Genomic DNA, 24,222 nt, shown 5'->3' on the forward strand with positions numbered 1-24,222 from the left:
GACGAGGGTGACGCGACGAGGGTGACGCGGCCGTCGTTACCGAATTCTGGAGCGATGCGGCGATAAAGCTTGTGTCGGTGGATCGCCGCGGACCGAACGGATAAAGGGGCGGCCGGCCCACGTTCGCGTAATGATCACGCTTGGAACGGCTCGCGCCCGGCCGGGCGAGACGGACACGGGCCGTCTCGAAGTCGGCGAGACGCGGGACGGGAGTCCCGTCCGACTGCCGGTGGCGGTCGTCAACGGCGCCGAGGACGGCGAGACGCTGTACATGCAGGCGGTCAGCGACGGCGACGAGCTCAACGGGCTCGGCGTCGTCAACCGCGTCGTCCCCCGGCTCGATCCGGCGGAGCTGTCCGGGGCCGTGCTCGTCGTCGGCGTCGTCAACTACTTCGGGTTCCAGGTCGCCGAGCACCGGAACCCGATCGACGACCGGAAGATGAACCGCGGGTACCCCGGCGACGAGAACGGAACGACGAGCGAGCGCATCGCTCACGCGACGTTTCAGGCCGCGAAGCGGGCCGACCTCATCCTCGACCTCCACCAGGGATCGACCAGCCGGATGATAAACGAGACGCGGGTCCGCTGCGGGATCCGCCACCACCTCCACGGCGACTGCTTAGAGCTGGCGAAGGCCTTCGGCTGCGGTCACGTCCTCGACATCAAGGGACCGGACGGACAGCTCGCGCGCGTCGGACCGGAACACGGCATCCCGACCGTCGACCCCGAGCTCGGCGGCTGCGTCGGCTGGGACGAGGAGTCGATCCGGTACGGCGTCGAGGGCGTGTTCAACGTGCTCCGCCACTACGGCTTCCTCGACGGCGGACACGACCTCGAACGACAGACGAGGGCGCGCGGCTTCGACCAGTACGGATCGCCGGCGGGCGGGCTGGTCCGGTTCGAGCGCGAGCTCGGCGAGCGCGTCTCCACCGGGGACCTTCTCTTCGAGGTAACCGACGTGTTCGGCGAGCTCAAGGGGCGGGTGACCGCCGACGACGACGGCGTCTTCTGGCGCACCCGTCGCCTCCCGCAGGTCGCCGCGGGCGAGTACGTCTGCTCGGTCGGGACCAACGTCGACTCGTACTAATGGCCGGCGACCCCGGCCGGGGATCGATCCGATCCCTCGCCTGCCCCGAGTGCGGCGCGACCGTCCGAGACCGGTGGCGCTGCGAGTGCGGCGCCCCGCTGGAGTTCGCCGACCCGCCGGTTCCGGAGGGGTCGGCCCCGGATTCGGAGGGCGGAGGGGGCGACGCGGTAGACGCCCGCGACGGCCTCTGGGCGTTCGAGTCCCTGATCGCCGTCGGCGACGACCCCGCCGACCGGGTGACGCTCGGCGAGGGGATGACGCCGCTTGTCGACGCGGACGCGGCGGCGAAGGGCGACGAGAGCGACTCGTCCGACGCCGACCGCTGGAACGCCGCGTTCAAACTGGAGTACGTCTTTCCCACCGGCTCGTTCAAGGACCGCGGGGCGACGACGACGCTCACGCGGGCCCGCGAACTGGGGGTCGAGCGCGTCGTCGAGGACTCCTCCGGCAACGCCGGCGCCGCGATCGCGACGTACGCGGCCCGCGCCGGGATCGACGCCGCGGTGTACGTCCCGGCCGACGTCAAGGATTCGAAGCTCCGCGCGATCCGCCGAGCCGGCGCCGAGCCGATCCGGATCGAGGGCTCTCGCGCGGACGTGACCGAGGCGTGCGTGGCCGCGCTCGGCGAGGGCGGCGAGGGCGGACGAAAAGGCGACTCCGCCGACTCCGCGTGGTACGCCAGCCACGCGTGGAACCCGGCGTTCTTCGAGGGGACCGCCACCGTCGCCTACGAGATCGCCGCCCAGCGCGGCTGGGAGGCCCCCGACGCGGTCGTGACCCCGCTCGGGCACGGCACCCTGTTTCTCGGCGCCTATCGCGGCTTCCGGCGGCTGGAGCGCGCGGGCTGGATCGACGAGGTCCCGCGCCTGTTCGGCGCGCAGGCCGCCGGGATCGCGCCGATCGTCCGCGAGCTCCACGGGGCGGACGCGGCCGATCCAGAGGGGCGCGTCAACGCGGCCGCCGACGGGATCCAGATCGCCGAGCCGGTCCGGAGACGGGAGATCCTCGACGCCGTCGCCGACACCGACGGCGACGCCGTCGCGGTCACGCAGTCGGCGGCCGAGCGCGAGCTCGACCGGCTCCACGCGGCGGGGTTTTACACCGAACCGACCTGCGCCGTCGCGCCGGCGGCACTTTGCGAGCTCCGCGAGCGGGGCGTCCTCGCGCCCGACGGCGACGTGGTCGTCCCCCTGACCGGGAGCGGGCTGAAGGGGTAACTCGGAGCGACCGACGGGCGTCGACCCCCGGTCCCACCGCCATCGCTTTTCGGTCTCGCCCCGTGGGAAGGGGTATGGAGATACTCGTCTACGGCGCGGGCGCGCTGGGGGGCCTCGTCGGCGGGCTGCTGGCGCGTGCCCACGAGGTCACGCTCGTCGGGCGCGACCCCCACATGCGACGGGTGCGGGAGGACGGGCTCCGGATCGACGGCGAGATCGACGCGCACGTTCGCCCGCGCGCGCTCACCGACGGGACGCACCGCTCCGCCGACCTCGCGGTGGTCACGACGAAGGCGTACGACACGGACGCGGCCGCGCGCACGCTCGCGACCGGCGAGTACGACGCGGTCTGCTCGCTCCAGAACGGCTTCACCGAGGAGCGGCTGGTCGCGGCGCTCGACCCCACCGTGCTCGCGGGCACCGCGAGCTACGGCGCCCGGTTCGTCGAGCCCGGTCGGGTGACCTGCACCGGCGTCGGCGAGGTCGTCGTCGGGCCGCTTTCGGGGGGCAACGACCCGCTCGCGCAGCGCGTCGGGGGCGCGTTCGACGAGGCCGGGATCGAGGCGACGGTCGCCGCGGACATGCCCCGGCGCCGGTACGAGAAGCTCGCGGTCAACGCGGGGATCAACGGTCCCTCGGCGCTCGCGCGGCTCACGAACGGGGAGACCCTCGACGGGCCGGGCGGCGAGGCGGCCCGGGAGGCGGCCCGGGAGGTCGCGCGGGTCGCCCGGGCCGACGGGGTCGGCCTCGGCGACGACGAGGCGGTCGCCGCCGTCGAGCGCGTCGCCGCCGACACCGCCGCCAACCGGTCGTCGATGCGCGAGGACGTGGCCGCGGGCCGCCGGACCGAGGTCGACGCGATATACGGCGCCGCGACCGAGCGCGCCGACCGGTTCGGGGTGGCGGCGCCGACGTGTCGGACGGTCGCGTCGCTGATCAGGGCCTGGGAAGTCGGTGCCGGCGTTCGGCCCGCGGCCGACGCCGACGAAGCGGGCGGGGAGTGACCGCGAGCGGCAGAGAAGGGGGACTTCTACGGCGGAATCGTCGAGGTCAACACCACTCTTCGAGGACGGTGGCGTCGGTCTCGTCCACCGAGACCCACGCGTTCTCCCGCGAGACGTCCGCGATCACGAGCTCCGGTCGCGACGCCGAGGAGTCGATGGACGCCATCACGTCCGGCGACTCGTCGGCGTCGAGGGCCGGATCCGTCGGCAGCGCCGTCCGGCGGTGATCGGGGTCCGGGTCGTCCCATGGAGTGGAACTCCGTGACATGATTGTGAATTGTTCACAGTACGTATAAGGGTTCCGGACCGGGGGCGTCCGCCGTCGGCGGATCGGCGTTTCGAGGCGATAATCGGGGACGAGACGCCCTGTCAGCCGTCGATCACGGGGGAATTGTCGGCATAGAGCGTCGATCCGTCGAACAGATCGGATCGTTGTCAGGGTCGCGGTTCGTCGGCGGCGAGACGCACACGCGCCGCGAGGGCCTTCGGGGCCCGGCGATCGCCGCGTTCTCCCCTCCCCCGCGGGAGCGACTCGCGGACCGCCATCGCGGTTACGGACCACCTTCGCAGTTACGGACCACCTTCGCAGTATACAAGAGGTGCCACGCTGAAAGACGGTGCATGAACGTATCAGACGCCATGACGCCGCGGTCGGATCTCGTCGTCGTCGAGATCCCGGGGAGCCGGAACGACGTGCTGGAGTACATCCAGGAGTACGGTTTCTCGTCGGTGCCGGTCGTCAAAGACGTCGACGGCGACGAGGTGTACCGCGGGCTCGTCTCCCGCGACGACCTGATCGAACAGCCCGACGAGGACCAGCTCGCGCTGCTGATGCGCGAGGTGCCGACGGTGGGCGCCGACGACGCGATCGGCGACGCCGCCGCCACGATGGCCGCCGAGGACTCCCGGCGGCTCCCGGTCGTCGACGGCGACGAGCTGGTCGGCATCATCACCGTCACCGACGTGGTGCGGGCCATCGCCCGCGGCGAGATCGACGGCGACACCGAGGTCGGCGGGCTCGCGACCAGCGCGATCAACGCGACCTACACGGAGACCCCGCTGCCGGTCGCGGAACGCGAGATCGGGTTAGCGAACGTCCCCTACGCCGTGGTTCTCGACGACGACGCCGGACTCGCCGGCATCCTCACCGAGGTCGACGTGCTGGAGGTCGCCCGGGTCGTCGAGGGCGAGGCCAGCACGGGCGACTCCATCGCCGAGCAGGACTCCGAGTGGTCGTGGGAGGGGATCAAGGCGACCGGCGCCCGCTACCTCCCGACCCGCAACGTGGAGCTTCCGGTGGGGGCGGTCCGCCACTTCATGACCGGGGACCTCGTCACCGTCAGCGGCACGCGGACCGCCAAGGAGGTCGCACAGGAGCTCATCAGCAACGACATCGAGCAGGTCCCGCTGGTCAACGGCACCGACCTCGACGGCATCGTGCGCGACGTGGACCTGCTGGAGGGGTTGTAGATGGCGTCCGAGGAGATCGTCGAGCTGGCGAAGCGGCGCGGGTTCTTCTTCGGCTCGAACGGCGCGTACGGCGGCACCGCCGGCTTCTACACCTTCGGCCCGCAGGGCGCGGCGCTGAAGAAGAACCTCGAGGACGCGTGGCGCGACCGGTTCACCATCCGCGAGGGGAACCGCGAGATCGAGGCGCCGACGGTCATGCCGGAGCCCGTCTTCGAGGCGTCCGGCCACCTGGAGGGGTTCGACGACATGCTCGTCGAGTGCCCCGAGTGCGGCGAGTCCCACCGCGCCGACCACCTCGTCGAGGCGGTCACGGACATCGAGGACGCGGAGGCGTTGCCCGGCGAGGAGGTCGAGGAGCTCATCGCCGACAACGACATCGCCTGCCCGTCCTGCGGCACCGCGCTCGCGGGCGTGACGGCCGAGGACTTCAACCTCATGTTCGCGACCGACATCGGCCCCGGCGACGGCCAGCCGGGCTACCTGCGACCGGAGACGGCACAGGGGATCTTCGTGGAGTTCCCGCGGCTGAAGGAGTACGCCCGCGGGAACCTCCCGTTCGGGATCACCCAGATCGGTCCCGCCTACCGCAACGAGATCTCGCCGCGCGGCGGGCTCCTCCGGCTGCGCGAGTTCACGCAGGCCGAACTCGAGCAGTTCATCGACCCCGAGGACGACGAGCCGCCGCTGGACCGCGTGCGCGACGTCGAGGTCCGGCTGTACCCCGCCGCCGAGCAGGAGGCCGAGGACGGCGAGTACGTCGAGACCACCGTCGGCGAGGCGGTCGACGAGGGGGTCATCGGCTCCCCGTGGGTCGGCTACTACCTCGGCGTCGCGAAGCGGTGGTACGACCGGGTCGGCGTCGACCTCGACCGCTTCCGGTTCCGGCAGCACCTCGCGGGCGAGCGCGCCCACTACGCCGCCGACTGCTGGGACGCCGAGAGCGAGGTCGACGGCGACTGGATCGAGATCGCGGGCTTCTCGTACCGGTCCGACTACGACCTCTCGAAACACGACGCGCACGGCGACGACGCCTTCACCGTGTTCAAGCGCTACGACGAGCCGAAGACGGTCGAGCGCGCGACGGTCGACCCCGACATGTCCGTGCTCGGTCCCGCGTTCGGCGGGGACGCCGCCGCGGTGGCCGAGGCCCTCGAGACCCTCGCCGAGCGCGACCCCGACGCGTTCGACGGCGAGACGGTTTCGGTCGAGGTCGGTGAGGGCGACGGCGCCGAGACCCACGAGGTCGACGCCGACGTGGCGAACTTCTCGGTCGAGACGGTGACCGAGAACGGCGAGCACCTCACCCCGCACGTCGTCGAGCCCTCCTTCGGCGTGGGGCGGACGGTCCAGACCCTGCTGGCGCACGCCTACAGCGAGGACGAGGTCGACGGCGAGGAGCGGACCTACCTCTCCTTGGAGCCCGAGATCGCGCCGCAGGACGCCGCGGTCTTCCCGCTGGTGACCAACGACGACCGGCTCACCGATCTGGCCGACCGCGTCGCCGCGGACCTCCGCGAGGCGGGGCTGGCGGTCGCGTACGACGACTCCGGCTCGATCGGGCGGCGCTACCGCCGACAGGACGAGGTCGGTACCCCGTTCTGCGTCACGATCGACCGCGACGGGATCGAGGGCGACGGCGACGACACGGTGACCGTCCGTGAGCGCGACTCCGCGGCGCAGGTCCGGGTCCCGGCCGCGAAGCTGGCCGAGGAGCTGGCCGCGCTCCGCGCGGGCGGCGAGTTCGACGCGCTGCTGGACCGCTACGAGACCGTGGCGACCGACGTCGAGACCAACTGACCGTGCCCCTCCCGGCGGCGGAGTGGCGGGCCGAGGTGGAGTTCGAGCGACGGCTGGTCCACGCGAGCGGCACGCTCTTCCCGGTCCCGTACCTGCTCGGGTGGCTCACGTGGACCGAGACGGCGGCGGTCCTCGCGCTCGGCGTCGCGGTCGTCGGTCTGCTCGAGTTCCTCCGGCTCGTCGTCGGGTTCGATCACGCCGTCTACCGGCATCTCACGCGGGAGTACGAGTCCGACAGCGTCGCCGGCTACGCGATGTACCAGGTCAGCACCGCGGCGGTCGGGGTCGCCGCGGTCCCCGCGCTGGGGATCCCCGGCATGACGCCGACGCTCGCGGTCCCCGCGATCTGGATGGTGTCGCTCGGCGACCCCGTCAGCGGCGCGCTCGGGGACAACGACGCGACCGAGTCGAAACGGCCCGTCGCGTGGATCGCGATGTTCCTCGTCAGTCTCGCCTTGGCGATCCCCTTTACCGTGCCGGCGTTCGGGGCCGGCGTCGGCGTCGCCGTCGCGCTCGCCGGCGCGGTCCCCGCCGCGGTCGCCGACGGCCTCCCGCCGGTCATCCGCGGCGTCGCCGTCGACGACAACCTGACCATCCCGCCGGCCGCGGCCGGCGGGATGCTCCTCGCCGTCACGGTGTTGGCGTAGGCGGTCGATCGGCGGACTGGCGGCGGTCACGAGAGCTGTGAACGGGATCGTACTCCGAGATTTTTATAACCCACAGCGGTGGCCCGCGCCGCCGAACGGCCGGGGTTTGGAGGTGTTCACCGCCGATCCGGCATCAACGGCTTATAAGCGATCACTCTCGCCGTCCCCCGCGTCCCGTTCCAGCCACGAGGTCGCGACCGACTCGAACGGATCGGAGTACTGCATCAGCGTCGTGCCGAGAATCGCCATCACGAGCACGTAGCCGACCGCGAACGCGTTGATCGTCTGTGCGACCGCCGGGTCGAACGCCCCGGCCTCGCCGGCGGTCACCGCGATCGTCGCGATGATCAGCGAGAACTCCCCGCGGGTGGTCATCCCGAGCGCGACGCGGGTCGATCGGCGGGCGTTCAGGTCGAACGCGCGCCCGGCGAGGAAGCCGGTAACGAGCTTCGTCGGCGTCGTCACGACCACCGCGAGCGCGATCAGCGCCGCCACCCCGCCGAACAAAAGCGGGTCGGTGACGAGCCCGATCCAGAAGAAGAACACCGCCGCGAACGTGTCGCGGACGGGTTCGAGCAGCGCCTCGATCTCGTGGGCGTACTCCGTCGAGGCGAACGCCATCCCGACGAAGAAGGCGGCGACCGCCTCGCTGACGCCGAGCGCGAGCGCGCCGCCCGCGACGAGCACCACGGCCGCGATCGACCGCAGCGCGACGAACTCCCGGTTGTCCGTCTCGACGAGCCGGTCGAACGCGGGCGTGCCGAACCACACGAGCCCCAAGAGGCCGAAGATGAACCCGATCGCGATCCCGATGTCGGCGAGGGCCGCGCCCACGTCGCCGCCGCCGAGCGCGAGCGCGGACGCGACGGCGAGGTACACCGCGATGAACAGGTCCTCGTAGACGAGGGTTCCGAGCATCGGCTCCGCCTCGTCGTTGGCGATCCAGCCGAGGTCGATGAGCGACTTCGTGATCACCGCCGACGAGGAGATGTACACGATGCCGGCGATCAGAAACGCCGGCAGGAACGCGCCGAAGACGAGCCAGCCGAGGACGAGCCCGGCGCCGAAGTTCGCCAGGTCGATCGTTCCGGCGGTCCCGATCTGGCGCCGCCGCGCGAGCAGGCGATCGATGTTGAACTCCAGTCCGAGGAAAAACAGGAGGAAGACGATTCCGAGCTCCGCGCCGATCGCGATGAACTCCGACTCGGGGACGTACGCGGTCCCGAGAACCGGCAGCGAGAGGCGTCCGAGCACGAACTCGCCGAGCGCCATCCCGCTCACGATGTAGAAGGGGATCACCGACTGGCCGAGCCGATTGGCGAGGGCCCCGACGCCCGCGATCGCGGCGAACATGATCCCCAGTTCGAGGAGGGCGTCAGCCACCGGTCGGTACCTCCGCGGTGGTCGGGTCTGTCGCGATGAGTCCGACGCTCATCCGGTGAGAAGCTCCTCGAACGCCTCGCAGTTCTCCGGCGTCCCGACCCCGATCAGCGTGTCGCCCTCGCGGAGGGTGGTCTCGGCGTCCGGGCTGTCGATGACCTCGTCGCCGCGCTGGATCGCGACGATCGCGAGGCCGGTCCGGTTCCCGATGTCGGCGCTCTCCAGCGTTTCGTCGATGAGCGGAGAGCCCGGGGGGAGCTCGTACCACTCCAGCAGAATTCCCCCCGGCAGGGTCGTCTCGCGGGAGTCCGGTTCGATCGGCTGGAAGTACGCCCCCTCGATGATCGACCCTATCGTCCGAGCGAGGTCGTCGCCGAACTCGAACACCTTCTCGGAGTCGGCGTCCGAGTCCGGCCGGCGGAACACCTCGCGTTTCCCGGTGTTGTGGATGACGACGATCATCTCGCCGTCCCTGAGGTCGATCTCGAACTTCTTCCCGACGCCCGGGAGGTCGGATTCCGTGATCGGCATACCGGAGGCAAACGGGGCCACGGTATTAGTAGTGTAGTTCGGCGGCGGCCGAGCGGCTCGGAGCCGCGCTCCGTCCGACGGGCGTCTGCCGCGCACCAAACGCTAAGTGCGCCGGGTCCGAGGGAACGGACATGTGGCGCTCCCGGAAGAACCGGGACCGGCGGACGGTGATCTGCATCGCGTGCGGCGACTCCGTGCTGCGCGAGGACGCGCGCGAGTACGACAAGGAGGGGGACCGCTGGAACCGGCGCGACAAGGAGTTCGAGTACCTCTGTACCGACTGCGACGACCAGATCTGCCACCAGCCGCGCGACGGGCTCGAATCGCTGCTCCTCTCGATCGAGTCGGACGGGCTCTCCCGCGAGGAGTTCCTCGACCGCTACGCCGACGCCGTCTCCGACGCCGGCGAGTCGCCCGGTCGCTCGGAGCGCGACCGGTAGCGACCCCGACCGACACGCCTTCCTTCCGCCGTTCGAAACCCGAGTGACGCATGCCCCTCCACTCCACGCCCGCGGCCCCTCCGAGTCCCCTCCAGACCGCGATCGATCCCCTCCCGACCCTGATCGGCGTCGCCGCGCTGCTCGTCGGTCTCGCGTTCCTCGCCCGCGGGGGACGCGGATCCCTCGACGCCGTCCGCGTCGCCCGCGCGACCGCGACCGATCCCCGATCGCTGCAGGCCGGCGACCGCCGGGTGCAGATTACCGGGCGCGCCGAAACCGTCTCGGAGGCACGCGGCGGACCCGACGGCGACGGAGGCGCTTCCGAGACCCTCCCCGCCCCGTTCACCGACGAGGACTGCCTCTGTTGTTCCTACGACGTGTCGGAGTACCGCAGTCAGGGGAAGGGTCGGTCGTGGGTGTCGATCGACTCCGGCGAGGCGGGAGTCCCGTTCCGCGTCGTCGTCGACGGCGTCGGCGTCCGCGTCGACCCCGCGGCCGCCGACTTCGCGTTCAGCGTCGACGAGGACGTCGAGGTCGCGGCCGACGAGACGCCGCCCGAGCGCGTCCGCCGGTTCACGGACGCGGTGGAGGCGGTCGACGAGTCGGAGGCGGGCTGGAAACTCGGTCCGCTCACGGTCGGAAACGACCCCGAGCGCAGGTATCGCCAGCGAGTCCTCCGCTCCGGCGACGACGTGACGGTGGTCGGCGACGCGACCGCCTTCCCGGCGGCTCCGGTCGGCGAGGTGAAAGCGCGGATCGAGGGCGGTTCGCCGTTCGTGATCGGGGACGCGAGCGCGCGCCGGACCGCGCTCCGGCTGGTCGGGCGGTCGGCGGTTCCGGTCGTCCTCGGTCTCGTCGCGCTGACGGTCGCGGCGCTGGCGCTCTCGCCGGTCCTCGGCGCGGTCGTCGGGATCGCCGGATGAACGGGGACGCCCCTGCTCCCTTCCCCGACAGGCCTTTCTAACGGACACGCGTTGGTCACCGTATGTCAGACGACGAGCCGAAACCGGGGTCCGCGGAGGACCAGGGGCCCGTGACGATCACGCCGGAGCTGGCCGACCGCCTCGCCGAGAAGCGGGCGGAGCTGTTCGAGGAGTTCGAGATCCGCGACGAGTTCCCGAGCGAGGTCATCCGCGAGGCCGAGGCCCGGACCGAGGACGTGTACGAGGAGATCGAAGCCGAGATCGACGAGCGCGAGGACCTCCGCGATCTCACGACGTGGACCACCGACCCGGTCGACGCGCAGGACTTCGACGACGCCATCTCGATAAAGCGGGAGGAGGGCGCCTACCGCCTGTGGGTCCACATCGCCGACGTGACCCACTACGTCACCCCGGACACCGCGATGTGGGAGGAGGCGGTCCAGCGGGCCAACACCGTCTACCTGCCCGACTACACGATCCACATGCTCCCGCCGGTGCTCGCGGAGACCGTCTGCTCGCTCGTCCCGAACGAGGACCGGCTCGCGCACACCGTCGAGATGGAGATCGACGACGAGACGCTCTCGTTCGAGGACATCGACATCTACAAGTCCGTCATCAACTCCGACGAGCGGCTCACCTACTCGGAGTGTGAGAACCGCCTCGAAGACCCCTCGCTCCCGCTCGGCGAGGAGAACGCGCTCGCCTTCGAGCTCGCCGACAGCATGCACGAACAGCGCAAGGAGGACGGCTCGCTCGTGTTAAACCCCCGGCGGGACCGCGCACACACCATCATCGAGGAGTCGATGCTGAAGGCGAACAAGGCGGTCACGCACACGCTGATGTGGGACCGCGGCGTCGAGGCGATGTACCGCGTCCACCCGCAGCCGACCCCCGATCAGTGGAGCGAGGCGCTCAAGGAGATCCAGGAGCTCGACGGCGTCTCCATCCCCGGCGACGCGTGGGGCGACGACCCGCGGAAGGCGGTCAACGCCGCCCTCGAAGAGTCGCCCGACCGCCAGCTCAACAAGATCCAGCGCGCCGTGCTGAAGGTGATGCCCCGTGCGAAGTACATGAACGACCCGTTCGGCGGTCACCACGCGCTCAACTTCGACATCTACGGGCACTTCACCTCGCCCATCCGCCGGCTCTCGGACACGATCAACCACTGGATCGTCCACGAGAACGACGTGCCGGAGAATATCCTCGAACTCTGTGACCACGCCAGCGACAAGCAGAAGGACGGCGAGACCGCGGAGCGGCTCTACAAGCAGTTCCTCCAGGAGGTCGGCCTCGATCCCCACGCCGTCAACAACCGCGGCGTCGAGGTCGTCGACGACCCCGAGGAAGCGAAGCACACGGTCTGAACGTCTCGGACATCTCTTCGCGCTCGCCTTCTCGCGCCCGTCGCCCCCGCCTGCCGTCAGCCGAACCTTGATGCGGTCGGCCCTCCACCCGTCGACATGGTTACCGACCGCATCGTCGACCACTGCGCGACCGTCGACGGCGACCGTCCGGACCTGCCGGCGCACCTCCTCGACTGGTTCGCCGTCGCGATCGGCGGGGCGGCCCACGCCGACTCCTCGCCCGCCGTCCGCGACGGGATCGACCGGATCGCGGGGCCGACTCCCGACCCGGCGACCGACGAGACGGCCACCGTCCTCCCGACCGGCGAACTGATGACGCCCGCGGACGCCGCGTTCGCGAACGGCGCGCTCGCGCACAGCCTCGACTTCGACGACACGCACCTCCCCTCCTCGCTGCACCCGGGCGCGCCGACGGTCGCGGCCGCGCTCGCGGCCGCCGAGGCCGCCGACGCGAGCGCGGACCGATTCCTCGCGGCGGTCGCGGCCGGCTACGACGTGGCCTGCACCGTCGGCGAGGCGGTCGGCCCCGACTCCCACTACGACCGCGGGTTCCACGTGACCGCCACCTGCGGGACCTTCGGCGCGGTCGCGGCCGCGGGGGTGGCGCGCGGGCTCGACGGCGACGCGCTCCGGAACGCCCTCGGGATCGCCGGGAGCCAGGCGGCCGGCTCCCTCCAGTTCCTCGCGAACGGCGCGTGGAACAAGCGGCTCCACCCGGGGCTCGCCGCCCGCCGCGCGATCGAGGCGACGGATCTGGCGGCCGCCGGCGTCGTCGGCGCGGCCGACCCCCTCGACGGCGAGCACGGCTTCTTTACGGGCTACAGCGACGACCCGAACCCCGCGGCGTTCGACCGGCTCGGCGAGCGCGACGCGGTCGCGGAGACGGGGCGCAAGCCGTACCCCTGCTGTCGCTACCTCCACTCCGCGATCGACGGGCTCCGGGAGATCGCGCCCGCGGTCGACCCCGCCGACGTGGAGTCGGTCGAGATCGCGATCCCGAGCGCCGGCGTCAGGCTCACCGGCGACCCGATCGAAGCGAAGCGGCGCCCCGAGAGCTTCGTCGACTGCCAGTTCTCGGGCCCCTTCGCCGCCGCGCTGACGCTGACCGAGGGGTCGGCCGGCGCCGAGCCGTTCCTGCGCGCCGTCGGCCGGTTCGACGACCCGCCGCGCTGGGACGACCCCGAGATCCGTCGGCTGATGGACGCCACGACCGTGACGACCGACGAGGCGATCGAGCGTCGGTTCCCGGAGGAGTGGGGCGCGGAGGTGGCCGTGACCGCCGGGGGCGAGACGCACGAGCGCTCCGTGAGCGTCCCGCTCGGCGAGCCCGAGAAGCCGATGTCCGACGCCGACGCGCGGGCGAAGGCCGAGGGGTTACTCGCCGGGACCGGCGTCGACGCCGACCGCCTGACGGCGGCGATCGAGTCGCTCGGGGACCGGTCGCTCGCGGAGCTGGTGGACGCGGCGACTGCCTGAAAAAGGGGTTCGGTCGGCGATCTTGAGACCGTTCGCCGACGGCCCGGAGCCCTACTCGTCCTCGTTCGGCTTCCCGACGATCACCGGCCGGTCGGCGTTGAGCAGGACGGTCTGGCTGACGCTGCCGAACAGCGCCTTCCCGACCGGCGAGCGCTTGCGCATCCCGAGGACGATCGCGTCCACGTCTCGGTCGCCGGCGACCGCGAGGATCGCCTCGGCGGCGTCGCCGACGTGGAGCTCCCGGTCGTGGGCGATCCCGAGCGCGTCGAGCCGCGCCTCCACGTCGGTGAGCGAGTCGGGGATCCCGCGGAGCTCCTCGATGGACTCGTTGACCTCGTCGATGACGGACGACCCGGCCTCATCGGCCGGCGCGTCGACCGACTCGTACACGTGCAACAGCGTGACCTCGACTTCTTCCGGGTCGACGGGGAGCGATTCGAGGATGTCGACCTGCGAGAGCGCGCGCTTCGCCTCGATGTCGACCGGCAACAGGACGTGGTACATATCCCACGATTCATCACGGGCGCTCTTAAAATCGGTCGTCGCCACAATCAGTCTCGCCGCGTCGCGAACCGCGAGACCGCGGCGGCCGAGAGCGCGCCGAGCGCCGCGATCCCCGCGAGGACGAGGAACAGCTCTCGCGGACCGGCTCGGGTGAGGACCGCGCCCGCGAGCGCGGCGCCCAGCGACCCGACGCCGAAGATCCCGAGGTACGTGTAGCCGAACGAGATCCCGCGCGCCTCGCTCGGGGAGTAGGCCGCGACCGTCGCCTGCGAGAGCGGCTGGACCGTGAACAGCGCGACGCCGAGCGCGAGCGCGGCCGTGACGAACGTCGCCGTGGTCCGCCCGGCGGGCACGAACAGGAGCGCGAGGACCGCCAGAATTCCCATCAACGCCATCAGCCCGCGCTCCGGCGGCACGCGGTCGGCGATCCGTCCGCCGAGGTACTGGCCGAACACGCCGACGGTGAGGACCGCCACATACAGGTACCGTCCCACGTCGAACTCCTCGGCGTACGGGCTCTCGGGGTCGATGAGCTGCACGTCGATCAGCCCGCCGAGCACGTCGCCGAGGAGGTCCGGGAGGAACGTGAGGAACGTCCGGTAGTAGAGCCCACTGAACGTGACGAACGCGAACACGATCAGGAATCCCCCGGCGAGCAGCACGCGGGTGTCCTCGGCGATCGTCGAGACCGATACCTCGCCTTTGGTGCCGCCGGAGCCGCCGTTACCGCCACCGTCGCCGCTCTCTTCCTCCGTATCCGGCATCGCGTCGTCGACGTCGACGGTCGCCCCGTAGGCGGCGACGACGACCACGGGGGCCGTGAGCGCGGCCGCGACGATCCGCCAGTCGAAGGCCAAGAGGAGGAGCGCGGTCGCCAGCGGTCCCAGCGCGATCCCGAGGTTCCCGCCGATCCCGTGGTAGCCGAGCGCGGTTCCCCGCTGGTCGACCGCCTTCGAGAGCAGGGACAGCCCGGCCGGGTGGTAGACGCTCGCGGTGACGCCCCACGCCCCGATCGCGACCGCGAGCGTGAGGAGGTTGGGCGCGACGCTCACCAGCAGGAACGAGCCGGCCATCCCGGCGAGACACGCGAGGATGAGCGGTTTCGACCCGAAGCGGTCGACCAGGATGCCGCCGGGGAGCGCACCGACCCCGAACAGCCCGTACCCCACGGTCACGACGAGCCCGAGGGCGGCCGCAGTCGTCGAAAACTCCCCGATCCACACGGTCAACAGGATCGGGATCGACAGCTCGTAGGTGTGGACGAGCCCGTGGGAGCCGGCGGTAAAGGCCACGATCCGTCGTTCGGCCGAGTCCATTGGAAGCCGGTTCTCCGTCGCTCGTGAAAGGTCCGGGGGTACCCGCCGCCGTTGCCGCGAGGCGGGGGATGGCGGATGCGGTCGCGGGGGCGGGGACGGGTGCAGGGGTCACTCCGCCATCGCCGTCTCCCCCACCGGCGGGTCAGACCGGATGACGGCGACGACGAGGACCGCGGCGACGAGACACACCCCGGAGAGCAGCGTCCAGCTCGCCTGGTAGTCGAAGACGTCCGCGAGGTAGCCGAACGCCGGCGGCGCGAACAGCGCACCCGAGGTCAACGCGAGCTGGCAGCCCGCGGTCGCGCTCCCCATCTGATCGGAGGGAACGAGCGTCGCCATACAGGAGTAGTAGACGCCGGTGAAGCCGAGGACGAAGAAGCCGAGCGCCGCGAACGCGACCCCGGCGTTGGTAGGGGTCGAGGTCCGCGCGACCACGAGGAACAGGACCGCGCTGGCGACCGTCTGCACCAGCAGAATCGCGCCGATCCGGGTCTGGGGGTCGCCGGGGAGGTGATCGGAGAGCCAGCCGCCGAGCAGCCGCCCGCCGCTCCCGAACAGCTGGACGATCGCGAGCACGACGCCGCTGAACGCGACCGACGCGCCGATCGATTCCTCGACGTAGAGCACGGTGTACCCCGTCGTCGTGAACAGCGCGGCGCCGAGGAACAGCCCGGAGACGGCCAACAGCGCGTACGGGCGGTTCGACGCCAGCCCGTGGAGGTCCGGGTAGCTGCTCGCCCCGCCGCCCGCGCCGCGGTAGAAGGCGTAGAAGCCGGCGGCGACGACGACGCCGAGCGCGGCCGCGATGAGGAACCCGATCTCCCAGAAGAAGTAGCCCGCGAGCCCGGTGACGAGCAGCGCGCTGATCCCGCTGCCGCCGGTGACCCCGACCTGCTTGATCCCCATCGCGGTGTTCTGCCTGCCGGGCGCGACGCTGTCGTACACCGCCTTGTTCGTCCCGGGCATCGCGGTGCTGTACACGGAGCCGAGCAGGAAGACGGCCGCCAGAAGCAGCGCGTACGTGGGCGCGCCGGCGACGAGCACCATCCCGGCCGCGAGCCCGACGAGCCCGAGAGAGAGGGTCCGCCGCTCGCCGAACCGGTCCGTGAGCGCGCCCACCGGAAGCAGGAACACCGCGTAGCCGAGGGTGAGCGTCGTGACGACGATGCCGACCCTGAACCGCGAGAGCCCGAACTCGTCGCGGAAGAAGGGCGTCGCCGCGAAGACGGTGTAGTAACAGATGCTCGCCGACACCTGCCACAGCGTGACCAGCGAGACCGTCCGCCAGTAGGCGCGATCCATTCACCATCAGGCACCGCATCCCGATTCATAAGCGGTCCGCTCTCGGCAAACGGCGGCCGTCGCGGCCGGGGATTTCGGACGGCCGCGGGCCCCGCCGCCGGCTCGCACGGATCGCCACGACGCTAACCCTTATGCGACGCCGTAGCCCACGTGGGCGCATGCCACGAGACTGGCGCGACTCGGTCGATCTCACCGAACGGCAGGCGCTCGTTCGGCGGAGCGTCCGCGACCTCTGTTCGGAGTTCGACGACGAGTACTGGCGGGAGCGCGACCGCACGGCCACCTATCCGCAGGAGTTCGTCGACCGGCTCGCGGCCGACGGCTGGCTCGGCATGCTGATCCCAGAGGAGTACGGGGGCGTCGGGATGTCGACCAGCGAGGCGGTCGTGATGATGGAGGAGATCGCGGCCAGCGGCGGCGGGTTCGCGGCGCCCCAGTCGATCCACGGCGGGATCTACAACTCCGTCCCCATCGTGAAGTACGCCGACGAGGAGCTGAAGGAGGAGCTGCTTCCGAAGGTCGCCGCGGGCGAGGAGACGATTCAGGCGTTCGGGCTGACCGAGCCGAACGCGGGCTCCGACTCGACGGCGATGGAGACTCGAGCACGACGCGACGGCGACGAGTACGTGATCAACGGCGAGAAGGTGTGGATCTCGCGGGTCGAGGACAGCGACTACCTGCTGTTGATGGCGCGGACGACCCCACGCGAGGAGGTCGAGAAGCGCACGCGCGGCATCTCGATGATCCTCGTCGACCTGGAGGACGCCTACGCCGACGGGCTGGAGATCGAGCGCATTCCGAAGACGGCGAGCCGGGCGGTCCACTCCTACCAGCTCTACTTCGACGACGTGCACGTCCCGGCGCGGAACCTCGTCGGCGAGGAGGGCGAGGGGTTCTATCAGATGCTCGACGGGCTCAACGAGGAGCGGCTGGTGATCGCCGCGGAGTGTCTGGGGCTCGGCGAGACGGCGCTGGAAAGCGGGATCGACTACGCCAACGAGCGCGAGGTGTTCGGCGGTCCGATCGGCGCCAACCAGGCGATCCAGCACCCGCTCGCGGAGGCGTACGCCGACTTACTCGCCGCGAAGAAGGTGATCTACGACGCGGCCGACCGGCTCGACGACCTCGACCGGACCGAGGCCGGCGCCGAGGCGAACGTCGCGAAGTACCTCGCGGCCGAGGCCGCGTTCGACGCGGCCGACGCCGCGGTCCAGACGCACGGCGGCTTCGGCGTCGCCCGCGAGTACGACGTGGAACGGTACTTCCGCGAGGCGCGGCTGACCCGGCTCGTCCCGGTGACCCAGCAGCTCGCCTTGAACTACCTCGGCGAGCGCGTGCTCGGGCTCCCGCGGTCGTACTGACTCACCCGCTTCCGTTCGATATCGACCCGTCGACGAACGATACCGGGAGTGAGTATTGCAGATCGGTGGCGGCGAAACAGTACTTAAACGAGCTACGAGCGACAGCGACGATCGCTTATAAATGACAGGCGGTGGCGTCGCCGGCGGCAGAGCCGCCGGCTGCAAGAGGCGCGTTGCGCCTCCCTGCGTGCCTCCGAGCGGCCGACAGGCCGCGAGGAGCACGCGCGAGGGAGTCGCTGGCGGCTATCGCCGCCAGCGACGAGGCTGGGGAGGTGTGAGGCTGCGGTGCTGAGCGGTCGGGTGGGACTCAAAGGGGCAGCCGCTGTGGACGGCGCAGGCGACGCGAGCACCGCAACGAGGGAGCAACGCGACCGAGTGAGGCGCGCGGCGAGCGTGCGCCGTCCACAGCGGCTGGGGCTTTGCAGGTCTTCACCGCAATACCGTCGATCACTTATAAACAGCCGCCAGCAACACCACTCGATCGCTTATAAACAACCGATCAACCAATGTGCTATACCCACTCCCGCCATCGATCAAGGGCTGTTTCGCGAGAGGAGACCGCCAAAGAAGCGGATCGCGACGGCGTCGAACTCCTCTCTCGCCTGACGATCGAGCGACGAAAGCGCCCGCTGCCGCTTTCGCCCGCTACTGCTTCCGGCCGGGAAGCATGCCGGCCGCCCCGCGGATGGCGCCGAGCGGGTTCGGCCGCCCGACGGCGATCTGTAGGGCGTACAGTGCGCCGACGGCCGCGAGCGCACCGACCTGCACGATCTGTGTCGGGTGGACCATCGCCACTACGCCGGCGACGAAGAAGGCCACGCGGAGCCCGTACGTCTGGCCGCGGCCGAAGACGAACCGGTAGTTGATCCCGTGGATGATCGCCAGCGCGCCGACCATCGCGATCGCCCCGGCCGACAGCGACGCGTAGTCGAACGTCCCGGAGACGAGCTCCGGGTGGTAGACGAAGGCGAACGGGAGGACGAACAACGGCGCGGAGATCCGCAGCGCCTCCTTACAACTGCCCCAGAACCCGCCGCCGGAGATGCCGCAGGTGACCGCGACACACGTCGCGATCGGCGGCGTCAGCCCGGCCAGGATCGCGGCGTAGAACACGAAGAAGTGCGCCGCGAGCTCCGGAACGAGGAACTGGCTGATGAGCGTCGGCGCGACCAGTAGCGCGACCACGGTGTACGCCGCGGTCGTCGGCATCCCGAGCCCGAGGATGATACAGATGATCATCGCCAGCACGAACGCGACGATCGGGATCCCGCCCGACAGGTCGAGCAGGGTGAGCGAGATCGCCGTCGGAACGCCGGTCGCCATCAGGATGTCGACGACGCCGTTGATCGCCGCGAGGATGATAGTCACCGGCGCGACGACGATGACGCCCTCTCGGAACCCGTCTACCGTCTGCTCTAAGGTCTCGAACAGCGCCTCCTTGTTGCTCTCGCCGTCGAGCGCCGCCTGGACCTGGGGGATCCCGATCCCGAAGGCGATCATCGACACCGCCGTGTACAGCGCGGCGGTCATCACGGTGTACTGCAGGACACCGAGGATGTAGATCAGGATGAGGAGCGGAACCCCGTACTTCACCGACTCCAGCGCCATCGTGCGCCGGTCCATCTTGTCGCCGATGAGTCCCTTCATCTCGGGGTTCTCGATCTGCGGGGCGGCCACGTAGTGAACCGCGATGACGATGGAGACGACGAGGATGGCCGCCGGGATCAGCCCGGCGACGATGACGTCGACGTAGGTGATCCCGGTGATGAGCGACGCCATGATGAACGCGCCGGCCCCCATCACGGGCGGGAGCACCTGTCCGGACGTGGAGGCGACCGCCTCGATACCGCCGGCGGTCTCCGGTTTGATCCCGTTCTCCTTCATCAGCGGGATCGTGAACGAGCCGGTCATCCCGGCGTTGGCGGTCTGGCTCCCGTTGACCGAGCCGATGACCGCGCTGGCGACCACGGCGGTCTGGGCGATGCCCGAGTCGACGTACTTCGCCGAGCGCACCGCGAGCCGGAGGATCAGGTCGAACGCGCCGTACGCCTTCAACAGCCCGGCGTACAGGAGGAAGAGGGCGATCCACGCCGCCACGAGGCGCGTGAGGAACCCGTAGAACCCGTCGACGCTCACCACGAGGATCCGGAGCATGCGCGTGCCGGAGAGCCCGCCGTGGCTCAGCGCGCCGGGCATGAACGGACCGGCGAACCCGTAGCCGATCCCGATGAGGACGACCGCGAGGAAGGTGATTCCGAACGACCGCCACGTCAGGTAGATCATCGCGAGCGTGAACGCGAACGCCATCGCGAGCTGCGGCTCGGACGCGCGTCCGACCGTGGAGACCGCGACCTCCTGGTAGTTCACGAAGAGGTACCCGCTGGTGCCCAGCGAGACGAGCCCGGACCCGATCAGCAGCGCCACCTCGCCCCAGTTACGCTCGATGAGCGGGTCGTCGAGCTCCGAGATCACGTACAGCCCGAGGATGCCGCCGAGGAACGCGACCGCGTACTGCCCGCGGGGCATCAGCTGGGTGTACGAGTACCACATCACGATCATCCAGAACGGGATCGAAAAGGAGATGAGCGCCATCCGGAGCCGCTCTTCGATCCCGGACCCGAGCCGGAGGATGAGAACCGACACCCCCGCGACGCCGAGCGCGGCGCCGACTCCGAGGATCGTGGTCGCCGACTCTTCGAGCGCGGTCGCGAGTCCCGCCGGATCGTCGAACAGGAGCGAAGGCAGCGCGGCGCCGTACGCCCCCGACAGGAAGTTCGGGACGATCAGCGTCGGCAGGAAGATGACGAGGAACCAGAACGGGAGCGAGAGGAGGTACAGCCAGAGCTGTTTGCGACCGCGGTCGTCGGGAGCGAGTTCCAGCGATACCTGGTCATCGAGCAGTCCCGCGTCCGGGTCCTCGGACGGGTCTATCGGATCGGTCGTATTGTCGGGATTGGTGGCCATCCGTCGTGAAATATGGGAGGTGTTCGGGTAGTCAGGCGGCCGGTACTACTCGTCGCCGCGGCTCCAGGAGTCGTCCCAGACGTCGTTCTCCTCGAAGAAGTTCGCGACGCCGGCGTGGATGTCGATCTCCGGGATGACCGTCTGCGTCATCGCCTCGGGCGAGTACTCGAGGGTCGTCGGGTCGGACTCGCGGAGCGTGTCCTCGTGCTCCATGGCGAGCCGGCAGACCTCTTCGGTCGCCCGCGCCGGGATGTCCGGGCTGAACGCCCACTGACCGGCCAGCGACCACGTCGTCATCGTGTCGGTGTAGGCGGTGACCTCCTGCTCGTACCCGTACGGCTCGATCTCCTCTAAGATCGCGCCGGGGTGGTCCTCGATGACCTGGCGGAACTCGTCGTCGACCTCCAGCAGGTTCAGACCGCCGCCGCTACGCACGTCCACCTCCTGACACCAACCGGAGAGGTTGACGCCGTTGGCGCCGTACAGACAGAGCGCGTCGACGCGCCCCTCCTCGACGGCGCCCGGGATGTCGCCCGTGTCCACGTTGAGGATCTCGTTCGGCTCCCACATGCCGGCCTCCTGGAGGATCTCCTCGGTGAGCAGTCGCGTCCCGAACCCGGGCTGGATCGGATAGATCGTGTAGCCCCCCTCGCGGAGGTCGGCGACCGACTCGACGTCGCTGTCGTCGAGCCCGACCCAGTGAATCTGCAGCGACGTGAACAGGAATCCCTGGTTCGGGAGGGTGTCAACCGGGTCCTCCGCGAACGGCCCCTCCTCGTTGAGCGCCTTCGCCAGCGAGTTGTTGTCGACGCCCATCGCCGGGATCTGCCCGCTGTCGTACTCGTAGAGGTTCGCGGTCCAGCCCTGCGTCTCCTGGACGGAGATGTTGAGGAAGTCGCTGTGCTGCTGTGCCGCGCGGGCGAGGGCCTGTCCGGCCGCCTGCGTCGAGCTGCCGGTCGACGTGCCGCCGATCGTGATCGTTACGTCTCCGCCGCCGTCGCCGCCGTCGCCGCCGTCGCTACCGTCCGAACCGTCCGAGCCGTCCGAGCCGTCCGAGCCGTCCGAACCGTCACCGCCGTTTCCGGAACAGCCGGCCAGTCCGACTGTGCCGAGCGTCGCCGCACCTTTTACTACGTCGCGCCGCGTCGTCTTGTCACCATCTATCATGTAGCTCAGCCCTACACGTCGATTAATAAAAGCGTGTCGTAGGAGGGGAGAATTTCACCGCCGCCGCCGGTCGATTTGACTGTACTCACTAGGGACCGAGTCAATCCTCCGTTATTTCTCCGATTCACTGTGTGAAACCTTCTGAAACGGGCTGTTAGTTGTCACCTCGTTTCCACGAGAACGCCGTCTCGAGATCGTGCGGCGTGTTGCCGCCACCGCCCGCGGCCCGCTCGCGGTACGCGTCGAGGTCGTCGCGGAAGGACGGGTCGGCCACCGCCACGAGCGCCTCGGCCCGCTCCCGCGGCGAGAGTCCGCGGAGGTCGGCGACGCCGTGTTCCGTGACGATCACGCTCGCGTCGTGTTCCGTGTGGTCGACGTGCGGCGTCAGCGGTACGATCCGGGACACGTCGCCGCCGACCGCCGTCGACGGCAGCGCGACGATCCCCAGCCGGCAGTTGCGCGCGAAGTCCCCGCCGCCGCCGATCCCGTTGACGACGCGGGTGCCGCCGATGTGGGTGGCGTTCACGTTGCCGTACAGGTCGACCTCCACCGCGCTGTTCACCCCGACGACGCCGAACCGGTCGATCAGCTCCGGCGCGTTCGAGACGTCCGCCGGCCGCAACACCACGTCCTCGGCGTAGCGCTCCACGTCGTCGAAGAGCCGTTCCTGCCCCTCCGCCGACAGCGCCAGCGAGGTCGCGCTCGCGCCCCGGAGATCGCCCGCGTCGAGCATGTCGAGGAGGCCGTCCTGCACGACCTCGCCCACGTACGACACCGGGCGGTCGCCGAAGTCGACGTCCGCCAGCGCGCCCATCAGGGCGTTCCCGAGGCTCCCGACGCCGAACTGGAGGTTCGCCGCCTCGTCGAACAGGGGGTTGCGGTCGAGTTCGACCTCTAAGAATCCGCCGAGGTTGTCGGCGATAGCCTCGTCGGTGGCGGAGACCTCGCGGAACTCGTAGGGGTCGTCCGCGCGGTCGGTCTCGACGACGGCCGCGAGCTTCGCGGGGTCGAACCGGACCGCCGGCCCGTCCGTCTCGCCGAGCGGATCGTCGAGGGGGATCGGGCTCCGGTTCGGCGGGTCGTCGCGGACGTGCACGTCGTGGACGCGGGCGAGCTCGACGGGCTGTGCGCGGTTCACCTCGACGATCACGCGGTCGGCCGCGCCGACGTACGCGGGGGTGTGGCCGATCGACGTCGAGGGAACGAGCCAGTCGGGGCCGACCGCGACCGCCTCGACGACCGCGACGGTCTCGCCCCGCATGCCGGCGCGGATTCCCCCGAAGCGCACCTCGTCGGCGAGCCGCGAGATGTGGCGGTCGTGGAACTCGATCCGGCCGTCGTTGGCGGCCGCCCGCGAGGTCTCGTTCGGGACGAACGGGTACCGGCGGGCCATGTCGCCCGACTTCACGAGCGCCCGGTCGATCTCGTCGCCGACGCCGCCGCCGGAGACGACCGTGAGATCCCGCTCGCCGTCGGCCGCCGCCAGCGCCTCGGGGACGAGCTTGGGGTACCCGACGCCGCCGAACCCGGAGACGAGCAGCGTCGCGGTCTCGGGCACGAGCGCGGCGGCCTCCGCGGGCGACGCCAACGGGAGGTCGCCCCCGAGCCGCCGCTCCGGGACCGGGTCCTCGGGCGTCGGAGCCGCGGGACCGGATGGGGGCGGCGTCACTCCAGGTCCTCCGGCTGAGTGCCGATCCCCTCGGGCCAACCCGTCGGCCGCGCCGCGCTCGGTTCGGCGTGCGACCGCTTGAGCACCATCGGCGTGCGCTCCAAGGAGAGCACCAGCTCGTCGTTCTGATTGTACGCGCGCAGCTCGGTGGTGACGATGCCGACGTGGTCGCGCGAGGAGGACTCTCGCTTTTCGAGCACCTCCGACTCCGCGAACAGCGTGTCCCCGTGGAAGACGGGGGCGTGGTGGCGGATGTCGTCGTAGCCGAGGTTCGCGGTCGCGTTGGCGCTCACGTCGATGACGCTCATCCCGACCGCCAGCGCGATGACGAAGGTGCCGTCGACGAGGCGCTCGCCGAACTCCGTCTCGGCGGCGTACGCCTCGTTGAAGTGCATCGGGTTGAGGTTCATCGAGAGGTTCGTGAACCAGACGTTGTCCGTCTCGGTCACGGTCCGGCCGTACGGGTGTTTGTACACGTCGCCGACCTCGAAGTCCTCGTAGTAGCGCCCCTCCCAACCGCCGACGAGCCGGCGATCTCCCTCCCCCTCGTCGTCCTCGTCGTCGCGTGCGCCGCTGTCGCGTGCCATACGCCCTCAGACAACG

At 70.4% G+C, this 24,222-nt stretch carries 21 protein-coding genes; 11 read left to right on the forward strand and 10 right to left on the reverse strand.

Translation table 11 applies throughout. From position 1 onward, the window contains the following. Positions 1–130: 130 nt before the first annotated feature. The 3 genes from EDM04_RS03385 (at position 131) to EDM04_RS03395 (ending at position 3,308) form a co-directional block, all read left to right on the forward strand. The gene (locus EDM04_RS03385) at positions 131–1,087 is read left to right on the forward strand and encodes a succinylglutamate desuccinylase/aspartoacylase family protein (RefSeq protein WP_123619753.1); all 957 of its coding nucleotides are present in this window, start codon (positions 131–133) and stop codon (positions 1,085–1,087) included. Next, positions 1,087–2,304: a pyridoxal-phosphate dependent enzyme gene (locus EDM04_RS03390; protein WP_123619754.1), complete on the forward strand. Its 1,218-nt coding sequence runs from the start codon at positions 1,087–1,089 to the stop codon at positions 2,302–2,304. The genes EDM04_RS03385 and EDM04_RS03390 overlap by 1 nt, the downstream gene beginning before the upstream one ends. A 74-nt stretch (positions 2,305–2,378) precedes the next feature. Continuing rightward, positions 2,379–3,308 (forward strand): ketopantoate reductase family protein, encoded by a 930-nt coding sequence (locus EDM04_RS03395; RefSeq protein WP_123619755.1) that lies wholly within the window; start codon positions 2,379–2,381, stop codon positions 3,306–3,308. A gap of 46 nt (positions 3,309–3,354) precedes the next feature. Here the strand turns inward: EDM04_RS03395 and EDM04_RS03400 are convergent, their stop codons facing one another. Then, a complete protein-coding gene (locus EDM04_RS03400; protein WP_123619756.1) occupies positions 3,355–3,576 on the reverse strand; it encodes a hypothetical protein in 222 nt (73 codons plus the stop codon). Positions 3,577–3,929: 353 nt separating this feature from the next. Between EDM04_RS03400 and EDM04_RS03405 the strand changes: the two genes are divergently transcribed. The 3 genes from EDM04_RS03405 to EDM04_RS03415 are packed head-to-tail and all read left to right on the forward strand — an operon-like array spanning position 3,930 to position 7,222. Next, positions 3,930–4,778, forward strand: a complete 849-nt coding sequence (locus tag EDM04_RS03405) for a CBS domain-containing protein (RefSeq protein ID WP_123619757.1) — start codon at positions 3,930–3,932, stop codon at positions 4,776–4,778. After that, complete coding sequence (gene glyS / locus EDM04_RS03410; protein ID WP_123619758.1) at positions 4,779–6,575, forward strand: glycine--tRNA ligase; 1,797 nt, start codon at positions 4,779–4,781, stop codon at positions 6,573–6,575. It begins immediately after the preceding gene. 2 nt (positions 6,576–6,577) lie between these two features. Next, positions 6,578–7,222 (forward strand): dolichol kinase, encoded by a 645-nt coding sequence (locus EDM04_RS03415; protein ID WP_123619759.1) that lies wholly within the window; start codon positions 6,578–6,580, stop codon positions 7,220–7,222. 141 nt (positions 7,223–7,363) lie between these two features. On the opposite strand, the gene EDM04_RS03420 is transcribed toward EDM04_RS03415, so the two are convergent. Both EDM04_RS03420 and EDM04_RS03425 read right to left on the reverse strand, forming a co-directional pair. Continuing rightward, positions 7,364–8,575: a cation:proton antiporter gene (locus EDM04_RS03420; RefSeq protein ID WP_123620168.1), complete on the reverse strand. Its 1,212-nt coding sequence runs from the start codon at positions 8,573–8,575 to the stop codon at positions 7,364–7,366. A 78-nt stretch (positions 8,576–8,653) separates the two neighbouring features. Next, positions 8,654–9,133 (reverse strand): cation:proton antiporter regulatory subunit, encoded by a 480-nt coding sequence (locus tag EDM04_RS03425; RefSeq protein ID WP_123619760.1) that lies wholly within the window; start codon positions 9,131–9,133, stop codon positions 8,654–8,656. A gap of 131 nt (positions 9,134–9,264) precedes the next feature. On the opposite strand from EDM04_RS03425, the gene EDM04_RS03430 reads away from it, so the two are divergent. The 4 genes from EDM04_RS03430 to EDM04_RS03445 all read left to right on the forward strand — a co-directional run bounded on the left by EDM04_RS03430 (position 9,265) and on the right by EDM04_RS03445 (position 13,336). Then, positions 9,265–9,573 carry a hypothetical protein gene (locus EDM04_RS03430; RefSeq protein ID WP_123619761.1) on the forward strand — a complete coding sequence of 103 codons (309 nt, stop codon included), beginning with the start codon at positions 9,265–9,267 and terminating at the stop codon, positions 9,571–9,573. A gap of 50 nt (positions 9,574–9,623) precedes the next feature. Beyond that, positions 9,624–10,496 (forward strand): hypothetical protein, encoded by an 873-nt coding sequence (locus tag EDM04_RS03435; protein ID WP_123619762.1) that lies wholly within the window; start codon positions 9,624–9,626, stop codon positions 10,494–10,496. A 62-nt stretch (positions 10,497–10,558) separates the two neighbouring features. Further along, the gene (locus tag EDM04_RS03440) at positions 10,559–11,860 is read left to right on the forward strand and encodes a ribonuclease R family protein (protein WP_123619763.1); all 1,302 of its coding nucleotides are present in this window, start codon (positions 10,559–10,561) and stop codon (positions 11,858–11,860) included. A gap of 96 nt (positions 11,861–11,956) precedes the next feature. Beyond that, positions 11,957–13,336 (forward strand): MmgE/PrpD family protein, encoded by a 1,380-nt coding sequence (locus tag EDM04_RS03445; protein WP_123619764.1) that lies wholly within the window; start codon positions 11,957–11,959, stop codon positions 13,334–13,336. 51 nt (positions 13,337–13,387) lie between these two features. Here the strand turns inward: EDM04_RS03445 and EDM04_RS03450 are convergent, their stop codons facing one another. The 3 genes from EDM04_RS03450 to EDM04_RS03460 all read right to left on the reverse strand — a co-directional run bounded on the left by EDM04_RS03450 (position 13,388) and on the right by EDM04_RS03460 (position 16,458). Then, positions 13,388–13,840: a universal stress protein gene (locus EDM04_RS03450; RefSeq protein WP_123619765.1), complete on the reverse strand. Its 453-nt coding sequence runs from the start codon at positions 13,838–13,840 to the stop codon at positions 13,388–13,390. A gap of 47 nt (positions 13,841–13,887) precedes the next feature. After that, positions 13,888–15,156, reverse strand: coding sequence for an MFS transporter (locus tag EDM04_RS03455; protein ID WP_123619766.1), 1,269 nt, complete (start codon positions 15,154–15,156; stop codon positions 13,888–13,890). A 108-nt stretch (positions 15,157–15,264) separates the two neighbouring features. Further along, a complete protein-coding gene (locus EDM04_RS03460) occupies positions 15,265–16,458 on the reverse strand; it encodes an MFS transporter (RefSeq protein ID WP_123619767.1) in 1,194 nt (397 codons plus the stop codon). Positions 16,459–16,616: 158 nt separating this feature from the next. On the opposite strand from EDM04_RS03460, the gene EDM04_RS03465 reads away from it, so the two are divergent. Next, positions 16,617–17,819 (forward strand): acyl-CoA dehydrogenase family protein, encoded by a 1,203-nt coding sequence (locus tag EDM04_RS03465; protein ID WP_123619768.1) that lies wholly within the window; start codon positions 16,617–16,619, stop codon positions 17,817–17,819. A 645-nt stretch (positions 17,820–18,464) separates the two neighbouring features. On the opposite strand, the gene EDM04_RS03470 is transcribed toward EDM04_RS03465, so the two are convergent. The 4 genes from EDM04_RS03470 to EDM04_RS03485 form a co-directional block, all read right to left on the reverse strand. Beyond that, entirely contained in the window at positions 18,465–20,783 is a 2,319-nt protein-coding gene (locus tag EDM04_RS03470) for a TRAP transporter fused permease subunit (protein ID WP_123619769.1), read from the reverse strand. A gap of 45 nt (positions 20,784–20,828) precedes the next feature. Then, entirely contained in the window at positions 20,829–21,950 is a 1,122-nt protein-coding gene (locus EDM04_RS03475) for a TAXI family TRAP transporter solute-binding subunit (protein ID WP_123619770.1), read from the reverse strand. Positions 21,951–22,104: 154 nt separating this feature from the next. Next, on the reverse strand, positions 22,105–23,619 hold the full coding sequence (locus EDM04_RS03480; protein WP_123619771.1) for an acetyl-CoA hydrolase/transferase C-terminal domain-containing protein: 1,515 nt from the start codon (positions 23,617–23,619) through the stop codon (positions 22,105–22,107). After that, a complete protein-coding gene (locus EDM04_RS03485; RefSeq protein ID WP_123619772.1) occupies positions 23,616–24,206 on the reverse strand; it encodes a MaoC family dehydratase in 591 nt (196 codons plus the stop codon). Before EDM04_RS03485 ends, EDM04_RS03480 begins: the two co-directional genes overlap by 4 nt. Positions 24,207–24,222 lie beyond the last annotated feature (16 nt).

The sequence above is a fragment of the Halorubrum sp. CSM-61 genome, from assembly GCF_003781945.1.
GTDB lineage: Archaea > Halobacteriota > Halobacteria > Halobacteriales > Haloferacaceae > Halorubrum.